This window comes from Pseudomonas sp. FW305-28 (genome assembly GCF_017351395.1).
In the GTDB taxonomy this organism is placed as follows: Bacteria; Pseudomonadota; Gammaproteobacteria; order Pseudomonadales; family Pseudomonadaceae; genus Aquipseudomonas; species Aquipseudomonas fluorescens_AA.
On the sequence record NZ_JACNDD010000200.1, the window covers coordinates 1 to 10,413 of the forward strand.

A 10,413-nucleotide genomic window follows, 5' to 3' on the forward strand; every position below is an offset into this window, starting at 1 on the left:
TACTTGTGTGCTTGCGAGAGACTTTTCCCCGCGCAAAAAAACGCCCCGAACCAGTCGGGGCGTTTTTCGAGGCGCGGCGGCTATCAGTAAGCCTTGCCGGTCTTGTAGAAGTTCTCGAAGCAGAAGTTGGTCGCGTCGATGTAGCCTTCGGCGCCACCGCAGTCAAAACGCTTGCCCTTGAACTTGTAGGCCATGACGCAGCCGTTCTGGGCCTGTTTCATCAGGGCGTCGGTGATCTGGATTTCGCCGCCCTTGCCTGGTTCGGTCTGTTCGATCAGGTCGAAGATGTCCGGGGTCAGGATGTAGCGACCGATGATCGCCAGGTTCGACGGTGCGTCTTCAGGCTTCGGTTTTTCAACCATGCTGTGAACACGGTAGATGTCGTCGCGGATCATTTCGCCGGCAATCACGCCGTACTTGTTGGTTTCCTGCGGATCGACTTCCTGGATCGCCACGATGGAGCAGCGGAACTGCTTGTACAGCTTGACCATCTGGGTCAGGACGCCGTCGCCTTCGAGGTTGACGCACAGGTCGTCCGCCAGGACCACGGCGAACGGTTCGTCGCCGATCAATGGGCGACCGGTCAGGATCGCGTGGCCCAGGCCTTTCATTTCGGTCTGGCGGGTGTAGGAAAACGAGCACTCATCCAGCAGTTTGCGGATGCCGACCAGGTATTTTTCCTTGTCGGTGCCTTTGATCTGGTTTTCCAGCTCGTAGCTGATGTCAAAATGGTCTTCCAGCGCGCGTTTACCACGGCCAGTCACGATGGAGATTTCAGTCAGGCCCGCATCGAGAGCTTCTTCGACGCCGTACTGGATCAGTGGCTTGTTCACCACCGGCAGCATTTCTTTGGGCATGGCTTTAGTCGCTGGCAGGAAGCGAGTACCGTAACCGGCTGCTGGGAACAAGCATTTCTTGATCATATAAGTCCTTGAAAAGGCGGTGTGTACGAGTTTCGGCGCAGTCTAATCAGGCGACGGGCACCTTACAATGCCCGCACTGGCCAACCGATGCCATCATAGAGAAATAAAAAACGGCGGATAGTTCAATCGCCTTTCGTTTCGATGGCTGCAGCGGTCCACTGTACGCCAGTGAGCACTGTTTGCGAGCATTTGACGTATCATGGCGTCCTTGATCACGCCAATTGAGGCAGTTAGATGTCGGCAAGAAACGCAAACGGTTATTCGGTCAGCCAGGGCAAGGACGGCCAGTGGTGGATTATCAACTATCACGGCGAGCAGGTCGCCGGTCCCTTGCCTAGCAAGGCCATGGCAGTGGAAGTTGCTGCGGTATTCCAGGACGAACGCGCTGCCCCAGCGACGAAAGAACGCGAAAGCGCCCCCGCACGCAGCCCCCGCCGCAAGAAATAACCAGACCGGCCTCCAGTAGATGCCACCCGGGCATCGAACGAGGCGGGTTTAGCTGTACCGGAATGGCCATTCGCTATAACCTCGCCGTTGCCCTTCCCTCCTCGATGACGATCCCATGAAGACACTTCTGGCGCTGTTCACAGTCCTGGCCCTGGCGGGCTGTGCCTCGGCCGAAAAAACCTATCTCGATAATGGCGAGCAGGGCTTGACCATCGACTGCTCAGGCGAGGCCAACTCCTGGGCGACTTGCTATGAGAAGGCCGATGCGTCCTGTGCCGGCACCGGCTACCGGATCGTCGGCACCAACGGCACACCCCAGGCCAAGGAAAGCGAGAAGACCCTGGGGGTCGACGTGGGCAACTTCAGCAGCCGCAGTGTCGTGGTGGTCTGTAAATAAGCGAGTGTCCTGTATTGGCGATACAGGACATCAGATGTGAATCTCGGCGGTCTTGATGCCCAGCCCGCGTATGGTCTCGATCAGGTCATCGAGTTGGCTGAAGGACTCGACTTCGTCCTGCTCATCCACCAGGAAAAAACTGCGCCCTGCGCTTTTCTTGAAGAACACGACCCATTCGCCCGGGCTCGCCGGGTTCTGAATCACGTGGGTGGCATAAATAAGGCCTTCTGCATGGCGCTCGCGCACCTGCTCGCGTTTCATCGACTGACTCCATGAATGACAATGCCGCCAACGTTGACCGTGGCGGCATTTTTTGTCGAGGGCCCCAGTCTATCCGATGGCCGGCCCGCTCGTCAGGCGCTGACGGTGTTCAGCCGGAAATACAGGCGTTGGCCGCATCCTGCACATCGCCCGGACGCACCGGCACGTTGGACATGCTTTCGTGCAGCTTGATGCTGCTGCCACTGGAACGCTCGTCAATGTCGAACACCGCCGCCGGCAGGGTCGACAGTTTGCCCGGGACGATCAGCCGCACGCCGTTCTTGTGCGGCTCCATTTGCAGCGAGCCACGGCTGCTGGCGAGCTTGTCGGCAACGCATTTGGCATATTCGTGTGGTTTCTTTCCGGAGATGACGCTCATGGTGGGAGGCGTCTGGTTGATGTCCGATACCGATGCACATCCACTCATGGCCAATGCCAACACCCACACGCTGCGCTTCATATGTTTCCTCCAATAAAGATCCTCCGACAATGCAGACGCCGTTTTGCTCCGGTGTCGCACCGCTTTTTTTGCCCGCTACCTGCGATAAATGAACAAAGCCTGGAGCGCGGGCCGGATATTAACACTCGAGGCTGATAAACTGCGCCTCATTGCCCCTTGCTATCGTTTTGATTTTGTAGAAAAAGCCCTTCTGGAGGCGCCCATGAAATTCATTCACCAGCGCGAGCACCTGAACGAAGACGACATTGTCGTCATCGAATGCTCCCAAATGTGCAACATCCGTTTGATGAACGACGCCAACTTCCGCAGCTTCAAGAACGGTGGCCGGCACACCTATCACGGCGGCGCGTTCGACACGTTCCCGGCCAGGATCACGGCGCCGAGCACCGGTTTCTGGAACATCACCATCGACACCGTCAACCGCCGTGCAATCAGCGTCACGCGCAAGCCGACCCTGACCCACAAGATCAAAATCATCCGGCGGTCCAGCTCGAAACTGAGCTGAGCATCGCCCTTTCAAGAAAGGCAAAACCGTGGCCCAGACGACCAAATACGTCATCAAGTACAAGCTCAATGGCGAACGCCGCTTCGAATTCGCGCAACTCGTGGACGGCACCGAAGAAGAAGCCTTGGCAGCCCTGCAAGCGTTGCACGGAGATACCCAGGATGTGATCAGCGACGTCAGTGTCAGTAAAGCGCTGTAAAGACTCACCCTGAGAAATTTTTGTGGCACCAGGGTGGGCACGATGCGGGAGCAAGCTCCCTCGCCACAGGGGATTTGTCGTGCCTGCTGATGGGAGCGACTCAGGACATTGATGCACCGCAAGAACCGGAGTGCAGACCAACGAAGCACTCATCAGACTGACCAATCCTTTGCACCAAGGATTGTCATCATGCCCACTCCCCCGCATCTGCCCTCACTGACCCAACGAATAAGTCACCTGGATGGGTCGGCCCTGGAACACAGCCTCGAGCAGGACGGCAGCGCGCTCATCCGCAACCTGCTGCCCGCCACGCAATGTCGAATGCTCAGCGGTCTATACGCAGAGAGCGGGCTTTTTCGTTCCCGGGTGGTCATGGCCCGTCATGGGTTCGGGCGTGGCGAGTATCAGTATTTTCGCTATCCGCTACCGGACTTCATCCAACAGCTGCGTCAGGCGTTGTACCCCATGCTGGTGCCGCTGGCGAACCGCTGGAATGAATGCATGGGCCTTGAAGGGCGATATCCCGACCAGCACGCCGACTTCATCCAGCGCTGTCACGCTGCCGGGCAATCGCGTCCGACGCCCTTGTTGTTGCAATACGGTCCGCAGGACTACAACTGCCTGCACCAGGATCTGTATGGCGAGCAGGTGTTCCCCTTGCAGGTCGCGATCCTGTTGTCGGAACCGGGCCAGGACTTTACCGGCGGCGAGTTTGTCCTCACTGAACAGCGCCCGCGCATGCAGTCGCGACCCCAGGTCATCGATCTGAAACAGGGCGACGCCGTGGTATTTGCCGTGCACCAGCGGCCGGTCGAAGGCGTTCGCGGTTATTATCGGGTGAACATGCGCCATGGCGTCAGCCGCGTGCACAGCGGCAGGCGGCACACCTTGGGAATCATTTTTCATGATGCGCAGTAGTCATGACACACCGATCACATTGGACCTGTTCGCCGACCAGGTGCCCACCACGTCCGGCCAGATCGAACAGATTGGCCAACAATCCTTCGTACTGCGCGGGTTCGCCTTGCCCTGGCTCGACCGTTTGCTGCCGGCGCTGGAAAGCGTCCTGCAGGCTGCGCCGTTCCGGCAGATGGTCACGCCGGGTGGCTTTACCATGTCGGTGGCCTTGAGCAGTTGCGGCGCGCTGGGCTGGACCACCGACCGCAGCGGCTATCGCTACACCGCCCACGACCCGCAGACCGGCCACCCCTGGCCCGACATGCCGGCGGTGTTTCGCGAACTGGCCCAGGCCGCCGCCCAGCAAGCGCAGTTCGAGCATTTCGAGCCCGACAGCTGCCTGATCAACCGCTACGTGCCCGGCGCCCGGATGTCGCTGCACCAGGACAAGAACGAACGCTCCCTCGCCGCGCCCATCGTCTCGATCTCCCTGGGCTTGCCAGCGGTGTTCCAGTTCGGCGGCTTCGAGCGCAGCGACAAGAGCCTGCGCATCCCGTTGCACCATGGTGACATCGTGGTCTGGGGTGGCGTGGACCGGTTGCGTTACCACGGCGTGCTGGCGCTCAAGGAAGGCCAACACCCGCGCCTGGGTACCCAGCGGATCAACCTGACGCTTCGCAGCGCCGGATGAAGGTGCAGAATTCAACCGCAAGACCCGGAGTGTCGTCACTTGGATGGCTCGCTACTGTAGGCAAAACGGGCCAATGGAATAACGACCATGAACAGCACTTCGAACAATCTTGCCCCTGAACTGGATCCTCGCTGGGCCGCCGTACTCGCCCGGGACCCGCGCGCCGATGGGCAATTCGTCTATGGCGTGAAAACCACCGGCATCTATTGCCACCCCAGCAGCCTGTCGCGCCTGCCCAACCCGCGCAACGTCGAATTTTTCGACACGCCGGAACAGGCCCAGGCCGCCGGCTACCGGCCCAGCAAGCGCGTGGCCCGGGACCAGACTCAGATCGCCGCCCAACAAGCGGCCCGAGTCGCGGCGGCCTGCCGGCAAATCGAGGCGGCCGAGGAACTGCCAGGCCTGAATGAACTGGCAGCAAGCGCCGGCTTGAGCCCCTTCCATTTTCATCGGGTCTTCAAGGCTGTCACCGGCCTGACGCCCAAGGGTTACGCCGCCGCCCATCGTTCACGCAAGGTGCGCGAACGCCTGGCCGATGGCGGCACGATCACCGAGGCGCTGTACGACGCCGGCTTCAATTCCAACAGCCGCTTCTATGAAGCGGCCGACAAAGTGTTGGGCATGAAACCCGCCGACTACCGCGCTGCCGGGCAGAACACCGACATCCGTTTCGCCGTCGGCCAATGCTCCCTCGGGGCAATCCTGGTGGCGCAAAGCGAGCGTGGCGTGTGCGCGATCCTGCTGGGAGACGATCCGGACGCGCTGGTGCGGGACCTGCAGGACAAATTCCGCCGGGCCAACCTCATCGGTGCCGACCGCGAGTTCGAGCAGTTGATCGCCCAGGTGGTGGGCTTCATCGAAGCGCCGGCCCTGGGCCTGGACCTGCCCCTGGACCTGCGCGGCACCGCCTTTCAGGAACGGGTCTGGCAAGCGTTGCGGGACATTCCCGCAGGGAGCACCGCCAGCTACGCCGAGATCGCCCAGCGCATCGGCATGCCCAAGGCCGTGCGCGCCGTGGCCCAGGCCTGCGGCGCCAACAGCCTGGCGGTGGCGATCCCTTGCCACCGGGTGGTGCGCAGCGACGGCAACCTATCGGGCTATCGCTGGGGCGTGGAGCGCAAGCGTCAGTTGCTCGCGCTGGAGCGCTCGGCCGGGGACTGAACGCCGATGTAGATCGCCACCGAGTCGGGGCTGCCGTAGACCTCGAAATCGGTGGTGAAGCGGCGCAGCGTCTGTGGGTTATCCGCGAAGTAGGCCCAGATCAGGCCCCAGGTCTGAACCACGCAATCGGGCATCGGCCCCTTGGCCGAAAACACCAGGTAATCCCCGCCCTCGATGTCCACGGCGGGGTAGCCTGCGCTGGTCGCATCCACCTGCACCCCGGCCGTCACGTCGAAGTGGCCGGTGGCGTCGGACTCGTAATTGGAATACACCCCGTAGACGAACGACTCCGACTGCCTGGCCGGGATCGTGTCGAACAGCCCTTCGGTGAAGAACCGTTGCCACATCGGGCCGATCCTGGCCGTGTCGGGCTGCTGCTCGTCAGTGTTGCGGGTGCGCACCTGCAAACCGGCCACGGTGAAGGGTTCGACGGTCTTGAGTTTCACGTCCATGGGTCAGGCTCCTTGATACTGAAGCACGCATGGTAACCCTCCCGCCGTCGGGATCAAGTTGCGGCGCACGATTGAAAAACTCGACTGGCCCTCCCCGGCCCACACCTGCTAAAAACGCTGTTTCCTTCTGCCGTCGGAGACCCCGCACATGAGCCAGTGGCCAGACACTCGCCTTCTTGACCTGCTCGGTATCGAGTTGCCCATCATCCAGGGGCCGCTGGCCGGGGTGACCGGGCCGGCCATGGTGGTCGCGACCTGCAATGCCGGCGGCCTGGGTTCGATGCCGGCGGCGATGCTCGATGTCGAGCAGTTGCGCCAGGCGCTGACGACCATCAGCGAACAGACCGACAAGCCGTTCAACGTGAATTTTTTCTGTCATCAGCCACCGGCCTTCGACGAGCAGCGGGCCGAGACCTGGAAACAACGGCTCAAGCCGTACTATCAGGAACTGGGCATCGACTTCGACGCACCGACCCCGGTGTCCAACCGCACGCCCTTCGATGATGCCGCCTGCCGGGTGTTGGAGGAGATGCGTCCCAAGGTGGTCAGTTTCCACTTTGGCCTGCCGGAAAAATCCCTGCTGGACCGGGTAAAGGCCACCGGTGCGAAAATTCTTTCGTCGGCCACCACCGTCGAGGAAGCCATCTGGCTCGAACAGCACGGTTGCGACGCGATCATCGCCATGGGCTATGAAGCCGGCGGGCATCGCGGGATGTTCCTCAGCGACGACCTCAACACCCAGGTCGGTCTGTTTGCCTTGCTGCCGCAGGTGGTGGATGCGGTGAAGGTACCGGTGATCGCCGCCGGCGGCATTGGCGATGCCCGCGGGATTGTCGCGGCATTCGCCCTGGGGGCCTCGGCGGTGCAACTGGGCAGCGCCTACCTGTTCACCCCCGAGGCGAAAATCAGCGCGTCCCATCACCGGGCGTTGCGCACGGCCAAGGAAAGCCAGACCGCCGTCACCAACCTGTTCACCGGCCGCCCGGCCCGGGGCATCGTCAACCGGGTGATGCGCGAAGTGGGGCCGATGAGCCCACTTGCGCCGGCATTCCCCTTGGCGGGCGGCGCCTTGATGCCGTTGCGCGCCAAGGGCGAAGCGGACTTCAGCAACCTCTGGGCCGGCCAGGCCTTCCCCTTGGGGCGCGATCTGTCGACAGCCGAATTGACCCGGCGGTTGGCTGAAGAGGCGTTGGCCCGATTCAACAACTGGGGGCGGTCCTGACAGTCGTCATTGCCTGTCAGGCCGCCATCGCGAGCAAGCTCGCTCCCACAGAGATAGGGGCAACCGGCAAATCTGGACACACCACCGGACCTGTGGGAGCAAGCCCGCTCCACAGGGTTGCGGGGTGAACATAAATCCCCCAATCACCTCCGCCCCCTGTGGGAGCGAGCTTGCTCGCGATGGGGCCAGCCCTCGCCCCTAGCTGCCCAGGCAAAATGCCACGTTCCGTTTGTCGGCCATTCGCTATATATTCCACTATATAACGACCTGACCTTACGGAGCCTCACCTATGCGCCTCACCCGCTTCGCGCCGTTGCTGTTGATCCCGTTCCTGACTATTGGCGCCGCCCAGGCCGCCGAGGTGCAGGTGGCGGTCGCCGCCAATTTCACTGCGCCGATCCAGGCCATTGCCGCCGATTTCGAAAAAGACACCGGGCATAAACTGGTGGCGGCGTACGGCGCCACCGGCCAGTTCTACACGCAGATCAAGAACGGCGCGCCATTCGAGGTTTTCCTCGCCGCCGACGACACCACCCCGGCCAAACTCGAAAGCGAAGGCGACACCGTCAACGGCTCGCGCTTTACCTACGCGGTCGGCACCCTGGCGCTGTGGTCGGCCAAGGACGGTTATGTCGACAACCAGGGCCAGGTCCTCAAGCGCAACGACTTCCAACACCTGTCCATCGCCAACCCGAAAGCCGCGCCCTATGGCCTGGCCGCGACCCAGGTGCTGGACAAGCTGGGCTTGACCGATCAGATCAAAAGCAAGCTCGTCGAAGGCCAGAACATCACCCAGGCCTACCAGTTCGTCTCCACCGGTAACGCTGAATTGGGCTTCGTCGCCTTGTCCCAGGTGTACAAGGACGGCAAAGTGACGGGCGGCTCGGCGTGGATCGTCCCGGCCGAACTGCACGCCCCGATCAAACAAGACGCGGTGATCCTCACCAAGGGCCGGGACAACCCCGCCGCCGTAGCCCTGGTGGATTACCTCAAGGGCCCGAAAGCCGCCGCCATCATCCAAGCCTACGGTTACCAACGCTAAATGCCCCTGACCAGCGCCGACTACGCCGCCATCTGGCTGACCCTGAAACTGGCGTCCTTGACCACGGTGATCCTGCTGCTCGTCGGCACGCCCATCGCGTTGTGGCTATCACGCACCCGCTCCTGGCTGCGCGGGCCGGTGGGGGCGGTGGTGGCGTTGCCGCTGGTGCTGCCGCCAACGGTGATTGGCTTTTACCTGCTGCTGGCATTGGGGCCGAACGGCTGGATCGGCCAGCTCACCCAAGCCCTCGGGTTGGGCACCCTCACCTTCAGCTTTACCGGGCTGGTGATCGGCTCGGTGATCTATTCCATGCCGTTTGTGGTGCAGCCGTTGCAAAACGCCTTCGCTGCCATCGGCAGTCGCCCCCTGGAAGTCGCCGCCACCCTGCGAGCCGGGCCTTGGGATACGTTTTTCAGCGTCATCCTGCCCCTGGCTCGTCCTGGTTTTATCACGGCGGCGATTCTGGGTTTCGCCCACACCGTCGGCGAATTCGGCGTGGTGCTGATGATCGGCGGCAACATCCCGGAGAAAACCCGGGTGGTGTCGGTACAGATCTACGACCATGTCGAAGCCCTGGAGTATGCCCAGGCCCACTGGCTGGCGGCGGCGATGCTGGTGTTTTCATTCCTGGTGCTGCTGGCGCTGTACTCGAGCCGCCGAACCCGTGCCGGTTGGAGCTGATCGATGATCAACGCGCGTTTGCAACTCGACCACGGGGCTTTTTCCCTGGACCTGGATGTGCAACTGCCGGGCCGTGGCGTGACGGCCCTGTATGGGCCTTCCGGCTCCGGCAAGACCACCTGCCTGCGCTGCATTGCCGGGTTGGAGCGGCCGGCCCGGGGCTTTATCGAGGTCAACGGCCAAGTGTGGCAGGACAGCGAGCACGGCGTGTTCGTGCCGCCCCACAAGCGGTCGGTGGGGTATGTGTTCCAGGAGGCGAGCCTGTTCGCCCATCTGTCGGTGCGGGCCAACCTGGCGTTCGGCCTCAAGCGCATCGCGCCGGCACAACGGCGGGTGGACATGTACCAGGCCACCGATCTGCTGGGTATCGGGCACTTGCTCGATCGCCAGCCGCACAACCTCTCCGGCGGCGAGCGCCAACGGGTGGGCATCGCCCGTGCCCTGCTCACCAGCCCGCGGCTGCTGCTGATGGATGAGCCGCTGGCGGCCCTCGATACCCGGCGCAAAAACGAAATCCTGCCTTACCTGCAACGACTCCACGATGAGCTGGACATCCCGGTGCTGTATGTCAGCCATTCCCAGGACGAAGTGGCGCGCCTGGCCGATCACATCGTGCTGCTCGACGCTGGCCGCGCGCAGGCCAGCGGCCCCATCGGCGAAACCCTGGCCCGGCTCGACCTGCCATTGGCCCTGGGGGATGACGCCGGGGTGGTGATCGAGGGCAAGGTCAGCGGCTATGACCCGGCGTACCAATTGCTGACCCTGAACCTGCCCGACAGCCAACTGAACGTACGCGTGGCGCATACATCACTGGCCCTCGGCCAGCCGCTGCGTTTCAAGGTCCAGGCCCGGGACGTCAGCCTCAGCCTGGCGAACGATGCCCAGACCAGCATCCTCAACCGCCTGCCGGTGACCGTGGTCAGCGAACAGGCCGCCGACAACGCCGCCCATGTGCTGGTCCGCCTGGAAGCCGCCGGCACTCCGCTGCTGGCGCGCATCACCCGCTACTCCCGCGACCAGTTGAAACTGCAGCCGGGACTGGCGTTGTGGGCGCAGATCAAGGCGGTAGCGGTGT

Annotated in this window: 15 protein-coding genes; 11 read left to right on the forward strand and 4 right to left on the reverse strand. The window is 62.4% G+C overall.

Features of this window, described 5'->3' with window-relative positions:
- Nucleotides 1-83: 83 nt before the first annotated feature.
- A complete protein-coding gene (gene galU, locus J4E53_RS28120; protein ID WP_003182953.1) occupies nt 84-923 on the reverse strand; it encodes a UTP--glucose-1-phosphate uridylyltransferase GalU in 840 nt (279 codons plus the stop codon).
- Nucleotides 924-1,157: 234 nt separating this feature from the next.
- Between galU and J4E53_RS28125 the strand changes: the two genes are divergently transcribed.
- Both J4E53_RS28125 and J4E53_RS28130 read left to right on the forward strand, forming a co-directional pair.
- Nucleotides 1,158-1,370, forward strand: coding sequence for a hypothetical protein (locus J4E53_RS28125; RefSeq protein WP_060741669.1), 213 nt, complete (start codon nt 1,158-1,160; stop codon nt 1,368-1,370).
- Nucleotides 1,371-1,485: 115 nt separating this feature from the next.
- Nucleotides 1,486-1,767 (forward strand): hypothetical protein, encoded by a 282-nt coding sequence (locus tag J4E53_RS28130; RefSeq protein ID WP_060741668.1) that lies wholly within the window; start codon nt 1,486-1,488, stop codon nt 1,765-1,767.
- 30 nt (nt 1,768-1,797) lie between these two features.
- On the opposite strand, the gene J4E53_RS28135 is transcribed toward J4E53_RS28130, so the two are convergent.
- Nucleotides 1,798-2,028: a hypothetical protein gene (locus J4E53_RS28135; RefSeq protein WP_060741667.1), complete on the reverse strand. Its 231-nt coding sequence runs from the start codon at nt 2,026-2,028 to the stop codon at nt 1,798-1,800.
- A gap of 109 nt (nt 2,029-2,137) precedes the next feature.
- Complete coding sequence (locus J4E53_RS28140; protein ID WP_053122953.1) at nt 2,138-2,488, reverse strand: hypothetical protein; 351 nt, start codon at nt 2,486-2,488, stop codon at nt 2,138-2,140.
- A 202-nt stretch (nt 2,489-2,690) separates the two neighbouring features.
- Between J4E53_RS28140 and J4E53_RS28145 the strand changes: the two genes are divergently transcribed.
- From J4E53_RS28145 to ada, 5 genes are all read left to right on the forward strand, one after another.
- On the forward strand, nt 2,691-2,993 hold the full coding sequence (locus J4E53_RS28145; protein ID WP_003182962.1) for a DUF1883 domain-containing protein: 303 nt from the start codon (nt 2,691-2,693) through the stop codon (nt 2,991-2,993).
- 28 nt (nt 2,994-3,021) lie between these two features.
- A complete protein-coding gene (locus J4E53_RS28150; RefSeq protein ID WP_177431748.1) occupies nt 3,022-3,192 on the forward strand; it encodes a hypothetical protein in 171 nt (56 codons plus the stop codon).
- A gap of 189 nt (nt 3,193-3,381) precedes the next feature.
- Nucleotides 3,382-4,110, forward strand: coding sequence for a 2OG-Fe(II) oxygenase (locus J4E53_RS28155; protein ID WP_060741666.1), 729 nt, complete (start codon nt 3,382-3,384; stop codon nt 4,108-4,110).
- Nucleotides 4,100-4,780: a DNA oxidative demethylase AlkB gene (gene alkB / locus J4E53_RS28160; protein ID WP_371919232.1), complete on the forward strand. Its 681-nt coding sequence runs from the start codon at nt 4,100-4,102 to the stop codon at nt 4,778-4,780. The genes J4E53_RS28155 and alkB overlap by 11 nt, the downstream gene beginning before the upstream one ends.
- Before the next feature lie 87 nt (nt 4,781-4,867).
- Nucleotides 4,868-5,941 (forward strand): bifunctional DNA-binding transcriptional regulator/O6-methylguanine-DNA methyltransferase Ada, encoded by a 1,074-nt coding sequence (ada, locus tag J4E53_RS28165; protein WP_060741665.1) that lies wholly within the window; start codon nt 4,868-4,870, stop codon nt 5,939-5,941.
- Here ada and J4E53_RS28170 read toward each other — a convergent pair.
- Nucleotides 5,905-6,393 (reverse strand): GyrI-like domain-containing protein, encoded by a 489-nt coding sequence (locus J4E53_RS28170; RefSeq protein WP_060741664.1) that lies wholly within the window; start codon nt 6,391-6,393, stop codon nt 5,905-5,907. The two genes, ada and J4E53_RS28170, sit on opposite strands and share 37 nt — an antisense overlap.
- Before the next feature lie 148 nt (nt 6,394-6,541).
- Here J4E53_RS28170 and J4E53_RS28175 point away from each other — a divergent pair, with 148 nt between their 5' ends.
- The 4 genes from J4E53_RS28175 to modC form a co-directional block, all read left to right on the forward strand.
- Nucleotides 6,542-7,615: a nitronate monooxygenase family protein gene (locus tag J4E53_RS28175; protein ID WP_103311030.1), complete on the forward strand. Its 1,074-nt coding sequence runs from the start codon at nt 6,542-6,544 to the stop codon at nt 7,613-7,615.
- A 289-nt stretch (nt 7,616-7,904) separates the two neighbouring features.
- A complete protein-coding gene (modA, locus tag J4E53_RS28180; RefSeq protein ID WP_103311029.1) occupies nt 7,905-8,657 on the forward strand; it encodes a molybdate ABC transporter substrate-binding protein in 753 nt (250 codons plus the stop codon).
- The gene (modB, locus tag J4E53_RS28185) at nt 8,658-9,338 is read left to right on the forward strand and encodes a molybdate ABC transporter permease subunit (protein WP_060741661.1); all 681 of its coding nucleotides are present in this window, start codon (nt 8,658-8,660) and stop codon (nt 9,336-9,338) included.
- Nucleotides 9,339-9,341: 3 nt separating this feature from the next.
- Nucleotides 9,342-10,413 (forward strand): molybdenum ABC transporter ATP-binding protein (gene modC / locus J4E53_RS28190; RefSeq protein WP_207268238.1); only part of this gene is annotated, 1,072 nt, incomplete at its 3' end.